This is a genomic window from Streptomyces sp. WM4235, from assembly GCF_001279725.1.
Classification (GTDB): domain Bacteria; phylum Actinomycetota; class Actinomycetes; order Streptomycetales; family Streptomycetaceae; genus Streptomyces.
In genome coordinates, this window is record NZ_LGDE01000011.1 from 1 (window position 1) to 14,537 (window position 14,537).

Consider the following 14,537-nt stretch of genomic DNA (forward strand, 5'->3'; position numbering starts at 1 on the left):
CGTCACAGATGGCCAGTCCACTGAGGATGCTCACCACGGTGGCGATGGCGGCGACCAGCGCGGCGGTGAACAGACTCCCCGTCTGCAACAGGGTCACCAGGGGGGGCTTGGAGTGGTTTCGGCGGTGCCCGCCGGGGGGGGGTGTGCGCGGCCGGGCGGCTGATGTGTGCTGGGGCCCTGGGACGAACCCGAGGGTGCCGGCCGCGTCCCCGGCCGTGCCGGAGCCGACTCGGGTGAACAACTCCGCCTGTCCGAGAGCAGGGTCCTCTTGGCGGAGGCCGGCGAACTCCGTTGCCGGGTCCCACAGCGCTTGCGCCTCGCCCGGCCCTCCGAGAGGGTGCCCGGGGGAGGGGGGTTGTGTGTGCTCTGGTCGGCCTCGGAACACGGAGGTCTCCGGTTGGGGTTGGAGACCATGGACGCCCGGATATCCGTACGGCTCATACACGGGAGCTGCCACCCGAACGCTCGCCGAGGGCCGGGTCGGGTGCTGCCACCCTCGCCGGCCGCCTGCTGAAATCGTCCTGGATCGTGCTCATCGCACGGAGGAAAGCCGCAAAGGTCGATGAGGAGTAACGAAGATCGATTTCCAGGCCCTCGGCTCCCGGCGTCGCGTTCCGGGTCTCGCCGCGGTCGGTCGAGGGCGGAGTGAACATCCACTTCCCGATCCGGGTGGCGCCGGAGTGAAAGTTGTCTCTCTGCTCCTCTTCTTCCGGCGCGCCGCGAAGGGAGAAGGGGAGCTTTGCTGTTGTCATATTCCCTAAACGCTCTTGATCTTGGTCTGGGTGTGTGCCATCCGGGTGATGGTGGTTGACGAATAGGCGTTGACGCAGTCTTATCGGTTCTGCGAATCAACCAGGATCGCGACCTCTCGCGTCGTCACGCCGCGGCCGGGGGCTGATGGGCCGTGGCGTGACGCCGGACTCCCCGACGGATCCGTCATTCCTGCGAGCCATTCGCAACCGCCGAGGCGGCGCACGTACTCCGATGCGACGGCCTTGCCGAGTGCCGTGCACGCTCCGTAGTGGCTCGCGTGCACGGCGGATTGTCCATGTGTGCCGTCGGTTCTCGGCGCATGCCGTCACCCCGACCTGTCCTCGACGACGAGAGCCCGTCGCCGGCTCCGTCGACTCTGCTTCCCGCGGCCGCAAGGCGACGCCGCCCCGCGTGTCGAACCTTGGTTCGCGGTCCACCGGGCCATCTGTTGGCCTCTCTGGCCGTCACGGCCGCCGACCGATCATCTGTAGATAGGCCGGGATGTCGGCGTCGCGAAGTTGCCGCGCATGACTGCAATCGGAGGAGGGGGCGCAACTCTGCATATGCCTCTGCGTTATGTCGAAGGAACGCCTGGGCCTGGTTCTCGTGTGGCCCTCTGAATCTCACCTTCGAAAGGACTGGTTGTGGGAGACACCCTCCTGTGGATCATGCTCATTCTCGTCGCGCTAGCCACAGGTTTCACAGCGCTCACGTCATCGGGTACTGGTCGACTCTGGTCTGTGGACACCCTGGAACTGAGGCGCCAACAACGCTTCACACACGTCCTGTCCCTTCATGTGCATGCGGTCTCGCTCTCTCGTTCGGCAGCTGCGGCACTGGTGCAGCCGGGCGAGCAACCCGTGCGTGACTTCACCCACTTGAGCGGGGAGCCGCTCCAACTCGTCCACGAGCCGGGTCAGTCACCCTGCATGCCAGAGCGTCACGACCGGGCTCCTGAGCGGCAGTCGGCGCCCCTCCCCGAACAGTCGCGCCTCTGACCACGCCTGCCTCGCATCCACTCTCGGGGGCGATGGCTTTGGGTTGGCTGCGTTGCGTTTCCGGGCTCCGCCGGAAGGTGTGTGACGCCTGCGCTCCCACTGGTGCGGGCTTCCGGGTCGCGGCGAGCCCGAGCGTCGTAGTCGACGAGAGTGGACCCGAGGGGAGTTCACCAAGAAGCCGTCCTACCCGACTCCTGGCCGCGCGTGTCAAACCGAAAGAGATGGCTGATATCGCTGAAAAACCCCGGCAATTCGTACATGATCGTGCATGTCAAAACCCCGGCAATCCGGACGTTGGTGAAGACGAGTAAAAGCCCCGACAGTCCGGGTGCTACTCGTCTTTGGGGCGATGAATGGGCATGCTAAAGCAGCGGTGACCTGTCCCATCCATGCTCGGCGAACCTTGTGCCGGGCGTTGAGGAGGTGTGGAGACAATCCTCAACCGAAAGGAGTATCACCATCTATTTACGTGGAGACCCGGTACGACCATGGCCGAGGAACCGCCTCCCTTCCGGCGAGTGCCCCGGCAGCAGGTTCCCACTCCACAGACGCGCGGCAGAGGGGGAACCCGGCTCACTCCCATCCGACAGAAGGGCCTCCCCGCAGCCGGGGTATGGCCCGCGACAAGGGGGAGTGTGAGGATGGCCGCCGGCAGTGGGTCGGCCGCTCGCAGCCCGTGGTCGGCGGCAACGCGAGCGCTGCGCACCACGCGAGTGGCTTTGATGCAGGTCACACGCCGTCTGGCGGAAGCAGGCACTGCCCGCGGAACCAAGCCGCCCCGCACGAACTCCACGTCGACGCACATGCTTCGGGACGAATACCGGGCGGGTTTCGCCCTGCGTCCGCCTCCCCCGGAGAGCGCTGTACCCGACCGCGGGGAATGTCCGTGGTGCCGACTCCTTGGCAATCCCGCGCCTCGCGACCGGTCTGGGCCCAGTGGCCCATGTTCGTGAGGGGGCGCAGGGGGCGGCTCGCCCCCCTGGGGCGCCGGCTGGATCTGGTGACTGTCGAGCAGGGAAGAGGCGTTGATCGAGCCTCCGCCGCGGTGAGGAGCAGGCGCGGTCGGGTCGTGGGTGATTCCGCGGCAGGTTCGTGCCCCGGATCCTGACGGATCTGGTCGGTACATCTCCGTCCCACGGGCTCCGGTCCGGTCCGGTCCTCGAATGGTGACCCCGGAGTCAGACCGCGCGATCAGGGGCGTCCCGTCGTCGTCCCACTGCGGCCATGCCAAGTGACCTCAGTGCAGCACGTGCCACTGAGGGCCTCGGCAAGTCGAGGCTGCCCACGTCCGATGGCGGCGGTACTCAACCCTGAAACCGCCTTCGGTGGTTTGCCCCGCTCGTGTCTCGCCGGCGCGCGGTGCGTGCTTCGTGCTTCGTGCGGCGGCGAGGCCAACGGCATCTCGTTGGTGGCGAGTCGAGGTGATCGTGCCTGTTGACGTTCGCGGCCTGAGAGGGGCTCGGGGGCCGGGGCCCGGCATGGCTGTGCCCGCTGCCCCGAGTTCACCGAGTGCGCGGTCACAGCCGGCGTCCGGGTACGTCGTCGCCCCGGGAATACCAGGGGAGTCGGGCGAGTGCGGTCTTGCCGCCGTCGGGCCTGGGTGTGACGACGGTGTCGCGGGCGAGGTCGTTGACCATGTGCCGGCCGAACCCTCCCGTGCCGCCGACGAGGTCGGGTGTGCGCATGCGCGGCATCTTCGGACTGGAGTCGCCGACGGCGACCTCGCCCGCCCGTGCCGGGGCGGGTCGTCAGGCGCGGGCGGTAGGTTCCGCCGCAGTGTCGCAGGGCGTCGGTGACCAGCTCGGAGACGACCAGCGCCACGGTGTCGGCGTGCTCCGTGTCGACGGCCGGCTGCCCGAGGGTTTCCAGAGAAGCGACTGAGGGGGCAGGAGCCGAGGGGCTGGTGTCGTCGCGCCAACTCCGAGGTGACCTCGTGAGGCCAACGTCGTTGAGTACCGCGACGATCAGCCGAGGCACTGCCACCAATGACAGTCCGTGGCGGTGAAGACGCGTCGATTTCCGGCGTGGGGAATCGATTCGTCACCTCGGTCATGATGTCTTGGGGGACCGGATGACGGTCCGAACGGGAGGTAGAGCGCCAGTGCCGGTCAAGCAGAACCCCACCATCAGGAGAATCAGGCTGGGTGCCGAGCTGCGCAGGCTTCGCATGGCTTGCGGCCTCACAGGTGTGCAGGTCGCAGATCAGTTGCTGATCTCCCAGCCCAAGATCAGCCTCATGGAGACGGGTCGTCGCGCCATCAGTCCCCGCGATGTGCGCGATCTGTGCCGCCTTTACGGAGTCGTGGACCACCAGGTCGTCGACGCGTTGATGCGGATGGCCGGGGAATCGGGGCGCCGGGGATGGTGGGTTGCCTACGGCGAGGTCCCCTACGCCGTCTACATCGGGTTGGAGACGGAGGCCTCCTCGATCCGCTCCTACGAGCCCCTGCTGATTCCCGGCCTCTTCCAGACCCCCGCCTATGCGGCGGCGGTCGTATCGGAAACGATTCCCCGGCCCACGTCCGAGCAGGCGAGCGCACGTCTTGAGGTACGGATGCGCCGTCAGCACCGGGCCCACCATCCCGCCCGCGCCCTGCGCCTGTGGGTCGTCCTGGACGAATCGGTACTGCAGCGTGTGGTCGGCGGTCCCGACACCATGCGCGAACAGCTCGAGCGTCTGAACCACCTCGGTGCGCAGCCGCACATCACCGTGCAGGTCCTCCCACACGACGCCGGAGCCCACCCGGGCGTGTCGGGACAGTTCTCCCTCCTGCGTTTCACCGGTGAGCCGGGTGCGGGGACGGTGTACCTCGAACGGCTCACCAGCGACCTCTATCTGGAGAGGCAAGCCGACGTGCAGCGTTACGGCGTGATGTACGACCACCTACAGGCCCAGGCCCTCAGCCCGGAGGACACCGCGCACCTCATCACACACGCCATCAAGGTCCATGCCGGAAGGTCCGACGTACACTCGCCCGTGTGAGGAACGCCTCCCGGCCCGTGACCCGGGCTTGAGTGCGGTCTGCTCCTCAACCGCGGGCGGGCGTGGCCTCGGTGGTGGGGACAGACCCCTCTCGGTCGTCCGGCACGATCTGGTTTCGCGGACCGGGCATGCCAGGGTGTCGGCCCTGCGAGGGCACCGATGATGCGCCGGCCCCACGTTCGGCGGACGCCGGTCGCCACATGCCCGTCCGTCGGACCGCGCGCCGACACAGCCCGGGCAGGGAGGTGTAGAAGCGATCGGGGAGGAAGACGGCGTCCGCCACGATCATCGCTCCGGAGAAGAGCGGCAGTCCCATGATCACCGCGATGCCGATGTGCATGCCCAACAGCATGACCAGGACCGGGTACTTGAGCCTGCCGAAGAGTACGAACGGGAAAGCGACCTGGAGGAGCACCGTCGTGTAGGTGGCGATCGCGATCAGGATCGTGTGCTCGTCCGCGAAGTGGGAGAGCGTGGGCCAAGGTTGGAAGAGTTCGAGGTTCAGGACGTAGTGGAGGGCGGTCCCGCTGCCCCAGGACGCGCCCTGGACCTTGTACAGCCCGGCCGACCCGTACAGGAAACATACTTCCGCGGCCATGACGAAGAGGGCGCAGTTGTGCACGACCGTCATCGCGGTGCCGCGCGCCTCGCCCAGCTGAAGCAGGTACGGATGCTTCGTACGGCCGGCCGCACTGTCCGCGCGAGCCGCCTTCACGCGGTTCCTGCGCGCGTCCAGCGACCAGCGGCGACCGCACGCGGTGAGGGGGAGGTAGACGGCCATCAGCAGGATCAGGTTGTCGCCGCCGTCCGTCATGAAGATCGATCGCGCGTGGAACGACGTCACCACGACGGCGAACAGCACGGACACGGCGCGAGTTCGCCACCCCAGCATGAACAGCGCGGACGTGAGGAGAGCCATCACGTAGCAGAGTTCGAAGTAGGCGCGGCTGTCGGACAGGGCCAGGACGCTGCTCCAGCCCGTCTGGTCGAAGAGTTGACGCGCGAGCGTGGGCGTCCACGGGGAGGCGGGGCCCCAGATCTCGTGACGATGCGGGAACTCCCGCAGGAGGAACAGCAGATAGAGCAGCCCATAACCGGCCCGCAAGACGGACACGGCGTACAGGGACACCGGCCGGTCGGTGACGAGCGTGATGAGGCGTTGCACCGTTCCTGAGGACTTGCGGCAGGTGCTGTCCTGCGAGGCCGTCGATGCGGGAGGGGACTGGGGGACGACGTGGTCATTTCCCATGGGAGGTCACCTTCCACCAGGGCAGGAGCCGCTCTTCGACGGGCTTCGGCGAGCGGTTGCCGGCCGGAGCGCCCTGCGCGGCGACGGGCAGCGTGAGAACGCGGAGCTGGATGAATTCGAAAGCGCCGGTGCGCCTGTGGGTGGAGACGCGGTCGGCGGCGATGTTCCGCAGGTACTCCTGCATCATCACGGCGCGATCCGAGTTCGCGGTGTCGTCGCCTCCATGCGTTTCCGTGTAGGAGGTCCAGGCGCGGCGCAGGAGATTCTGCGTCGTGTGGCTGGGGAAGACATTGTGCTCGACCGCGGAATTGTCCACGGCGGTCAGGTCGAACCAGGGGCTCACCTGAGCGGTACCGCCCGGGGTGGTGTGTGCGGTTCTCGCGAGAATCTGTCGGTTGACGGAGTCGGGATCCGGCGCGAACAGCCGCCAATTCTGCTCGAAAAGGGGATAGATCCAAGCGTTGATCTGTGGGCTGAACCGCTTTGAGACGGCATTGGGGGGAGCCACGTGGAGGAACAACAGAACCACGTGGGTCACCGTCGTCACCATGCACAGGACTACGAACGTACGGAGTACTGCCGCCAGTACACGGGTGTGCCGGGGTGGCCGGCACGGCACGACCGTTTCGTCGTGCTGCTCCTTCACGGCCGGATCAGATCCGTCCTTCGGGAGTTCCTTCACGGCCGCTGACGCGATTCCGCTCGACACCGCCCCACCCTGCCTTTCTCGTATCGGCCGCTCGCATCCGCATCCGCATCCGCATCCGCATCCGCGTTCGCTGTCGGAGTCGGCGGCGGCGCACGGCGGATCCGATGAGGATTCCGCCGCGCGCCGCTGTCCGGTGAGCGGGCTTCGTACAGTCCGCTGACTAGCCCTCGAAGGCCTCGTGGTCGAAGTTCACGGGCGCGTCGCCGTAGCCGTGGTGCTCGCCGGGCTTCCCGCCGTGGTCGTGCTCGCCGGGTCCCTCGCCGTGCTCGTGGTCGGGCTTGCCCGGTCCTTCGCCGTGCCACTGGTCGTGCTTACCGGGACCCTTGCCGGGCCCGTGCCCGTGGCCGTGTCCCGGCTTGCCGGGCTTGCCGCCGTTCCCGCCGGTGACGTTCCCGCCGGTGACGTTTCCACCGGTGATGTTCCCGCCGGTGATGTTTCCGCCCGTGGTGTGCCCGCCGGTGGTGTTGCCCGCGGTGGCGGCTCCGGTGGTGTTGCCCGCGGTGTTCCCCGACGTGTTGCCGGAGATGTTCCCCGAGGTGCCTCCGGTCACGACGTTGGCGATGGGTCCGCCGAGGAGCCCGCCGCCCGTCGTCACGCCACCGAGAACGCCGCCGAGGACACCCGATGTCGCGCCGCTCGTGGTGCCGCCCGTGGTGCCGGCCGTGGTGCCCGTCGTCGTCCCGGTGGTCGTGCCCGTGGTCGTGCCCGTGGTCGTTCCGGTCGTCGTCCCCCCGGTGGTGCCGGTCGAGCACGACCCCAGGAAGATCCGGTTGGTGTCGAGGGTCACCGCGCCGTTGCGGGCCAGTGCCCGGCCTTCGATGTTCGTGCCCGTGGTGACGCTGATCGAGGTCAGCGCCATGATGGTGCCCACGAAGGTGGAGTTGGTGCCGAGGGTGGCGGAACTACCGATCTGCCAGTACACGTTGCACGGCGAGGCGCCGTTGGTGAGGAGCACCCGGCTGGAGGAAGCCGTGGTCAGTGCTTCGGGAATCTGGAACACCCAGACGGCGTTCGGGTTTCCTCCGGCGTCCAGGATCAGGTCACCGGTGAGACCGACGCCCGACACAGCCGTGTGGACACCGGGAAGAAGGGTGTTGCCCATCCCGATCCCCGCCGCCAGCGCGAAGTCCGTGGCCTGCCCGGCGGCGTTGTTGTACGCCACGACCAGGTCGCTCTTGGCCTGGAGGGCGGCGGCGTCCGCCGAGTGCACGGCACCGAGGACCAGACCCGGCGGGAATCCGCTGATCGCCGTACCCGGGTGCACTCCGAGGTCGTGGCTGATCACCGAGGGGCCCGTGTTCGTGATCTCCTCGCCTGCCAGAACCGAGTAGCTCGCCGCCGTGGCCAGCGGCACCGGGGTGGCGATCGCCAGTGCCATAGTCGGAGTGACGGCGACCATGACGGCGGCGACCGCCACCGCGATGCCCGACGCCAAGCCGCCGGACACGGCGCGGCGCCGAGCCGCTTGAAGAATTCTCAGTTTCATCGAGAGGCCATTTCCTTGAGGGGCCGTGGCGTGCCGGGCCCGACCGATTGCCCGGGAAGCCTGATGGACGAGACGGCATATTACGCAGAGAGTTGCGCGCAGCGGGGGCAAGGCCCGAATGGGAGGGCGTGCAGGGGGGTATGGGGTGTCGTCATGTGCGCGGGTAATACCTGAATTAACATTGATGGTAATCCGATGTGCGACCCCCTCTTGGGGTCGCAATTGCCCTACATGGGTTATTGCATGCCCTCCGGGCCGATAATCCGACCTCGCCAGCGGATGCGAAGATTCCGCCATTCCGGCGATTTCATGAATGTCGATGCGCCTGCGAGTGTGGCGCGGAAGCCGCGTAACCCCGGTTGGCGGGGCCAGGACTTTCGCCGGTCGTCTGGCTTTCGCCAATGAAGCGGGCCACAAGGGGCTCTGAGCGGCAGAGGTCGGCAGGCGCATCGGGCACGTTCCGTGATGTCGGTGAGGTCGACCGTGAGGCGGGCGCGCCGCGGAGCGGCCACGCTGCGCGCATCCGGCACACGGTGTTCGGCTGCCGTCAGATGGTTGCTCCGGACATCCGCACGTGCGCGATGCCTCCGTCTTCGTGGTCGAGTTCCACCGTCACCGAGGCCCCCGCCGACGCCCGGGCGGGTGTGGGGCCGATGGGGCAAGGGACCGGTTTGGACGGGTCCGGGTGCCGGATCGGCCGGGGGCGCGCAGAGGGGGGCTTGAGGACGCACGGCCGCCGCCACGACGGCGGACGCGGCACAGGGCCCGGGCCGTGCCGGTGCAGCGCTCAGGCGCGGACGAGTGAGGATGCCCGATGGTCCAGCCGGCCCAGTCTCCCGAGCCCCCTGAAGACCACGTCATCGTATTGTTCGGCGCCACGGGCGACCTGGCCCGGCGCAAGCTGCTGCCCGGGCTGTTCCACCTTGCGCGAGCGGGGCTGATGCCGCGCCGCTACCGCGTCGTCGGTACCGCCCCGGCGGCGGAAGCACTCACCGATCAGGAGTTCCGCGCCCATGCGCGACAGGCCGTGGCGGAGTTCGGGCGTTCACGGCCCGAGGGGCCGGATTGGGAGACGTTCGCGGCCACCCTGTCCTTCGGCGCGGCCGACACGGGGGCGGCGGACCCCCTGATGGCAGCGGTGCGCGAGGCCGAGGCGGCTCTCGGGGGCAAGCCGCGCCGGCTCTTCCACCTCGCCGTGCCTCCCGTCGCGTTCACCTCGATGATCGATCTGCTGGGCACGACCGGGCTCGCCGAGGGTGGCCGGGTCATCGTGGAGAAGCCGTTCGGCACCGACCTGGCGTCCGCCCGCGCGCTGAACTCCGCCATCCACCGCGTCTTCGACGAGTCACGGGTGTTCCGGATCGACCACTTCCTCGGGAAGGAGGCCGTCGACAACGTCCTCGCGCTCCGCTTCGCCAACGGTCTCTTCGAGCCGCTGTGGAACCGTGAGCACATCAGCCACGTACAGATCGACGTGCCCGAGCACATCGACATTCAGGGCCGCGCCCGCTTCTTCGAGGGCACCGGAACGTTCCGCGACATGGTCGTCACCCACCTGTTCCAGCTGCTCGGGTTCGTCGCCATGGAACCGCCGGTCGTCCTGGAGGCGGACGCGCTCCGCGACGAGCAGGTCAAGGTCTTCCACAGCATGCGCGCCCTGGACCCCGCGCACGTCGTGCGCGGCCAGTACACCGGCTACCGCGACGAGCAGGGCGTGGATCCGGCATCGGACACCGAGACGTTCGTGGCGCTACGGGTCGAGATCGACAACTGGCGCTGGGCGGGGGTGCCCTTCCACCTGCGCACGGGAAAGGCCCTGGCCGAGGGCCGCCACGTGGTGACGCTCGGCCTGCGCGAGCCCGTCCTGCGCATGTTCCCGCTGGACGCGCGAGCCGCTGCCGACGGCCGGAGCAACGAGCTCGTCATCGACTTCGACGATCCGGGCTCCGTCACTGCCCGCCTCCTGATGAAGGAGCCGGGGCCGTCGATGCAGCTGGCCGAGGCCGACATGGTCTTCAACTACGGCACCTCGTTCGCCGCGCAGAACTCGCTGGAGGGGTACGAGCACCTCCTCCTGGAAGCCATGCACGGCAACCAGTCCCTGTTCACACGGTCCGACGGTGTCGAACGGCTCTGGGAGGTGGCCGCCCCGCTGCTCGACGCGCCACCACCAGTGGAACCGTACGCACCCGGCAGCTGGGGGCCGGACAGCATCGAGGCCCTCGTCGCTCCGTACCACTGGCACCTGCCCGACCGGCGGGCGGCGTCCTCGTAGTCCGGATCGCACGGTGCCGGGCGGGTCGGCCCGCCTCATCGCCCATCCCGCCCGGAGAGTGGCAGCCGTACCGTCTGGTGTTCGTTCAGTATCCGTATCGAAATCCGTATCGAAGGAGTCGGCTGTGTGCGGCCCGGGGGCTGATGCCGAGTCCATCCGCGATGTCTGCGACCGGCGTCCCGTCCTGCTCCAGGTGGTGGGCCGCGGTCCTGGCGATTCGTTCGACGGTGCGCTCCAGTGCGGCGGCCGCTCGCAGCGCGGCCAACGGTGCCTGATCGGCGAGGTCTTCCAGTTCGGTGTCGATGCGTTCCAACAGTCCCTGCACGTGTGAGGGCAGGGGAACGGCCCGGGCCTGGATGGTCGCGATGTGGAGCTGCCAGTCGCCGAGCGGTCCGTCCGGATCCAGCAGGAACGGGGTCGGCAGCCCGTCACTGACCTTGGTCCAGTCGATCGGATACGGGTAGGAGCCGCGCCAGCCGCACGAGCAGCCCGCCTTGACGCTCTCGGCCCTCGGCGCACCGAGGGCGCCGTCGTAGTCCCACCAATCGGTGCTCGTGTGGACCTCGGACCCACTGCCGACATCGAAGACCAGCGGCGCCGGCTCATCCCCGCCCGGCAGGACGGCCGTGGGCCGGCCCTCGTGTTCGTCCGCGAACTCGCTGATCTGCCACATCGGTGAGCCTCCGAAACGCCGTCGCATTCGTCGTCGACAACGACCATGGCGTACACGGGCCGACTTGCGCGGCCGGATCGCGAAACCGGTCCTTGTCGGATCGGTGGGGGGTCCTGACCTTCGCGAGGCGCGAATCGTTCCTGCGGTGAATGTCGTCGGCTGTGTGGGTGAGCGCGGACCCGCTCCTCGTCCGGCGGAGATCAGGAGACCGGTAGAACGCGTGGGTCGTTTCCTCGTCCTGAAGGGTGTTCGTGATGAGCCGAGGCTTGATTGTCGTGGATGTGCAGAAGGACTTCTGCGAAGGAGGCAGTGTTCCCGTCGCGGGAGGCGCACGGATCGCCACCGCCATCGCCGAACTGGTGGAGCGGAGCGCGGACGGTGACTACCAGTACGTCGTGGCCACCCGGGACCACCACATCGACCCGGGAGGCCACTTCTCCTCGAACCCCGACTTCAAGGACAGCTTCCCCGTGCACTGTGTGGCCGGGGGCGAAGGCGGCGAGTTCCACCCGAACTTCGCCCCCACCGTCGCGGGCGGCAAGGTCGATGCCGTCTTCTTCAAAGGCGCCCACAGCGCGTCCAAGAGCGGCTTTGAAGGCACGGACGCCGAAGGGACCTCCCTCGCGGACTGGCTGCGCGCCCGCGGGGTGAAGAACGTCGACGTGGTGGGCATCGCGACCGACCACTGCGTGCGCGCCACCGCCCTGGACGCCGCCGCGGCGGGATTCGGCACCCGAGTACGCCTGGACTACTCGGTCGGCGTCGCCCCCGACACCGTCGCCTCCACCCTCGGTGACTTCCGCCGGGCAGGCATCGCGGTGTCAGGCGAGGTGCCCGTGTCGGGTTAGTCCTGGGGCTTCAGTGGGCTCCGGCGGGTAGCCGCAGCGCGTCCGCGCTCGACCACCGGAGCCAGACGGGCTTGTTGACGCCCCCACTGGGCAAGCCCGAGTTCGATACCGGACGTCAACGACGAGCTCAGGGCCGGTCCTCCCAGGGGCGGACGCGTCCGACCACGTGGATGCCGATGTCCTGGGCGGATCGGAGCGCGGCCAGTACACCTCCGCTGATCTCTGTGTGGTCGAGCCACCGGGGACCATCGCGGTCGCGCCGGGCGAGGGCGCCTGGTCGCTTCGCTCGCGAGGGGTGGTTCAGCGTCGGGTGCGCCAGGTGCCGTAGAGGGCGGCTACGGCGCTGATGACTCCGGCGAAGCCGGTGTCTCCGACGGCGAGGTAGATGCCCGCGCAGGTGGCCAGGAGGGCGATCAGCACGACGCTGTCGCCGTTGCCGTACCGGTTTGCTTCGCGGGGTGCGGACGGCTCCTGTCGCACGGGTACCGGGGCAGGTTCGGGTTCGGGTACGGGTTCGGGTGTCTGGGGTGTTGCTTCGGAGTGCGTCATGTCTCAAGGAGAGCGGCACTCGCGGCGGATTCCCAGTGATCCGTACGGGCCCGCATGGACCCGGACGACACCGGTCGCCGCGTACGGGTTTCCGCGCTGACCCGGACGCTGCCGAGCGTTCGGCATCGTTCGGCGGATTCCGCGTACGTACGGCGCCGGGCCCTCTAGCGTTGGTTTCCGGACAAGGGGGGTGATCCGGTGACACCTGAAGATGCCGGGATCGAGCCGCACGACACAGCCGCCATCACCGCGTTCGAGGACGCGCTGCACGAGTTCACCGAGGAGCTGAACCGGCTCCACATCGTCCACGGTGCGCCGACCTACGCGACCGTGGCCGGTGCCTCGGTGAGACCGAGGCTGACCAAAGCCGGACTCAACGAGCTGCTGGCCGGGAAGCGGTTCACCTCCCTGGAGGCGCTCCTCGAATTCGTCCGGGTGGTCACCACTCCGCGGGACATGGAACCGGCCGCCGCTGCCGGATTCCGGGCCGACCCGGCAACCGTGGACGACTGGCGACGCCGCTGGCAGGACGTGAAGCTGCTCCAGCGCCAGGCCCAGCCCGGGAGCAAGCGTCTGCGCGCCACCGTGCGGCAGACCCTGGACGACGCCTCGCAGGAAGCCGAAACCCTCCGCGGGGATGCCCGCGCCGAAGCCGACCGCATTCGGGCGAGCGCGGAAACCGAAGCCGAACAACTACGTGCTCGGGCCCGGCAGGACGCCGACGAACTTCTGCACCGAGCCCGGCAGGAAGCCAACGGGGATCACGGAACACCAGACGCGAGCGAGGGAAGCCCGAACGGCCGGGCGGCCGGCGCTGGCTCCAACGGGCGGTCATGGAGGGCGCGCAGAGACCATCTCCTGCGCCCGGCGTTGCGTCCGGTGGCCGCGGCGACCGCAGTGGCCGCCCTGACCCTCGCCGCGATCCTGGCGGGGGACTCCTTCACCGGGCCCTCGGACGGCTGCAAGACGGGACGGACCCAAGCCGCCGAGCAGCTCGTCCACCGAGCCGCACCACCCGGAGGCGTCATGGCCGCGCAAGCCGGAGGCACCATGGCCGTACAGGGCGGCGGCACCATGCGACTGGCGGCATTCGCCCACAAGCCGGAAGCCTTCATCCCCGGCCCCATCGCGCCCCTCCGGGGCTTCCCCGGACCCTCCGTCAGTACCTCACTGGACCCCTTCCCGGACCCCACGCCGGACCCCTCCCCGGACCCCTCGCCGGTACGGAGCATCTCACCGACTCCGAGCCCCGACCCCACACCATCTCCCTCACCCACACCGTCCCCCTCACCGACACCAACAGTCCCCGGCAAGCCCGACCCCTGCGCTCCGCAGGCACGTGGCCGGTAGCCGCGACGAACGGCATCTGTGGCCCCAACTCCCTTATGGGGAGGCATGCTCAAGGAGGGCGGCTTGTTCGTGTGCAGGGCGGGACGCGTACGGGAGGAGGTCGAGCGTCGGCAACAGACGACCGACTGGAGCCCGTCGGAGGCGATGACCGTCAGCACCGCGCTCGTGCTGGGTACGGCGAACGGGCGAGCTGCCGAGGGCGGCGGCCCGAACAGGGCAGCTACTGGTCCGTTCCCGTTCCCGTCACCGTCGAGAGAGCTGCGCAGTCACGGCCTCTGCCCCTGCCGGATGGCAGGAGCAGAGGTCACTGAACAGTCCGGCCCCCTGGTTCGATCCGGACACCCGTGAGGCTCAGTGCCAGGACGTCACGCCGGACTTGTCCCAGCCCTCGTTGGGATGTTTGAAGCCGGCTCGAATCTGCACCCCATCGGGCCAGTAGTACATGTTCCCGAAGTTCTGGCCCTGAATGTCGTTCACCGTGCAGTACCCGAGCACGTGCTCGATGGTGCCGTTGGGGCCCTTGCGGTCTATCCAGGCCTCGTAGCCGTAGCACCCGCCGGCGACGTTGACGCGCGCCCACGCGTACCACTTTCCGTCCTTCTTGCCAGATCGGAGCTCAACCGACCCACACGGCTTGTCGAGGGCTCGGTCGTCGGTCATCACC

General features: G+C 68.6%; 10 protein-coding genes and 2 pseudogenes. 4 read left to right on the forward strand and 8 right to left on the reverse strand.

The window, feature by feature from the left end; translation table 11 throughout:
- Positions 1–437: 437 nt before the first annotated feature.
- Both ADK55_RS38280 and ADK55_RS39455 read right to left on the reverse strand, forming a co-directional pair.
- The gene (locus tag ADK55_RS38280) at positions 438–752 is read right to left on the reverse strand and encodes a hypothetical protein (protein ID WP_159041254.1); all 315 of its coding nucleotides are present in this window, start codon (positions 750–752) and stop codon (positions 438–440) included.
- Between the two features lie 2,516 nt (positions 753–3,268).
- Positions 3,269–3,716: pseudogene (locus ADK55_RS39455) on the reverse strand (ATP-binding protein).
- A gap of 106 nt (positions 3,717–3,822) precedes the next feature.
- Here ADK55_RS39455 and ADK55_RS02335 point away from each other — a divergent pair.
- On the forward strand, positions 3,823–4,734 hold the full coding sequence (locus ADK55_RS02335) for a helix-turn-helix domain-containing protein (protein WP_053675479.1): 912 nt from the start codon (positions 3,823–3,825) through the stop codon (positions 4,732–4,734).
- A 46-nt stretch (positions 4,735–4,780) separates the two neighbouring features.
- On the opposite strand, the gene ADK55_RS02340 is transcribed toward ADK55_RS02335, so the two are convergent.
- The 3 genes from ADK55_RS02340 to ADK55_RS02350 all read right to left on the reverse strand — a co-directional run bounded on the left by ADK55_RS02340 (position 4,781) and on the right by ADK55_RS02350 (position 8,178).
- Complete coding sequence (locus tag ADK55_RS02340; protein ID WP_053675482.1) at positions 4,781–5,983, reverse strand: HTTM domain-containing protein; 1,203 nt, start codon at positions 5,981–5,983, stop codon at positions 4,781–4,783.
- Positions 5,973–6,629, reverse strand: a complete 657-nt coding sequence (locus ADK55_RS02345) for a DUF5819 family protein (protein WP_234349861.1) — start codon at positions 6,627–6,629, stop codon at positions 5,973–5,975. The genes ADK55_RS02340 and ADK55_RS02345 overlap by 11 nt, the downstream gene beginning before the upstream one ends.
- 223 nt (positions 6,630–6,852) lie before the next feature.
- Positions 6,853–8,178 carry an ice-binding family protein gene (locus tag ADK55_RS02350; RefSeq protein ID WP_053675486.1) on the reverse strand — a complete coding sequence of 442 codons (1,326 nt, stop codon included), beginning with the start codon at positions 8,176–8,178 and terminating at the stop codon, positions 6,853–6,855.
- An 814-nt stretch (positions 8,179–8,992) separates the two neighbouring features.
- Here ADK55_RS02350 and zwf point away from each other — a divergent pair.
- Positions 8,993–10,453: a glucose-6-phosphate dehydrogenase gene (gene zwf / locus ADK55_RS02355; protein WP_053675488.1), complete on the forward strand. Its 1,461-nt coding sequence runs from the start codon at positions 8,993–8,995 to the stop codon at positions 10,451–10,453.
- Between the two features lie 85 nt (positions 10,454–10,538).
- On the opposite strand, the gene ADK55_RS02360 is transcribed toward zwf, so the two are convergent.
- Positions 10,539–11,126 carry an AsnC family protein gene (locus ADK55_RS02360; protein WP_053675490.1) on the reverse strand — a complete coding sequence of 196 codons (588 nt, stop codon included), beginning with the start codon at positions 11,124–11,126 and terminating at the stop codon, positions 10,539–10,541.
- A gap of 254 nt (positions 11,127–11,380) precedes the next feature.
- Between ADK55_RS02360 and ADK55_RS02365 the strand changes: the two genes are divergently transcribed.
- A complete protein-coding gene (locus ADK55_RS02365; protein ID WP_053675492.1) occupies positions 11,381–11,974 on the forward strand; it encodes an isochorismatase family protein in 594 nt (197 codons plus the stop codon).
- 300 nt (positions 11,975–12,274) lie between these two features.
- On the opposite strand, the gene ADK55_RS02370 is transcribed toward ADK55_RS02365, so the two are convergent.
- Entirely contained in the window at positions 12,275–12,523 is a 249-nt protein-coding gene (locus ADK55_RS02370) for a hypothetical protein (RefSeq protein ID WP_159041256.1), read from the reverse strand.
- A gap of 198 nt (positions 12,524–12,721) precedes the next feature.
- Here ADK55_RS02370 and ADK55_RS02375 point away from each other — a divergent pair, with 198 nt between their 5' ends.
- Positions 12,722–13,873, forward strand: a complete 1,152-nt coding sequence (locus tag ADK55_RS02375) for an ATP synthase F0 subunit B (protein ID WP_053675496.1) — start codon at positions 12,722–12,724, stop codon at positions 13,871–13,873.
- 351 nt (positions 13,874–14,224) lie between these two features.
- On the opposite strand, the pseudogene ADK55_RS02380 reads toward ADK55_RS02375, so the two are convergent.
- Positions 14,225–14,537, reverse strand: a pseudogene (locus ADK55_RS02380) (hypothetical protein); the annotation flags it as partial.

Excerpts from the sequence above, each read along its gene's own strand:
- ADK55_RS38280 (WP_159041254.1), bottom strand. The coding sequence starts at position 752 with ATGACAACAGCAAAGCTCCCCTTCTCCCTTCGCGGCGCGCCGGAAGAA.
- ADK55_RS02335 (WP_053675479.1), top strand. The coding sequence starts at position 3,823 with ATGACGGTCCGAACGGGAGGTAGAGCGCCAGTGCCGGTCAAGCAGAAC.
- ADK55_RS02340 (WP_053675482.1), bottom strand. The coding sequence starts at position 5,983 with ATGGGAAATGACCACGTCGTCCCCCAGTCCCCTCCCGCATCGACGGCC.
- ADK55_RS02350 (WP_053675486.1), bottom strand. The coding sequence starts at position 8,178 with ATGAAACTGAGAATTCTTCAAGCGGCTCGGCGCCGCGCCGTGTCCGGC.
- zwf (WP_053675488.1), top strand. The coding sequence starts at position 8,993 with ATGGTCCAGCCGGCCCAGTCTCCCGAGCCCCCTGAAGACCACGTCATC.
- ADK55_RS02360 (WP_053675490.1), bottom strand. The coding sequence starts at position 11,126 with ATGTGGCAGATCAGCGAGTTCGCGGACGAACACGAGGGCCGGCCCACG.
- ADK55_RS02365 (WP_053675492.1), top strand. The coding sequence starts at position 11,381 with ATGAGCCGAGGCTTGATTGTCGTGGATGTGCAGAAGGACTTCTGCGAA.
- ADK55_RS02370 (WP_159041256.1), bottom strand. The coding sequence starts at position 12,523 with ATGACGCACTCCGAAGCAACACCCCAGACACCCGAACCCGTACCCGAA.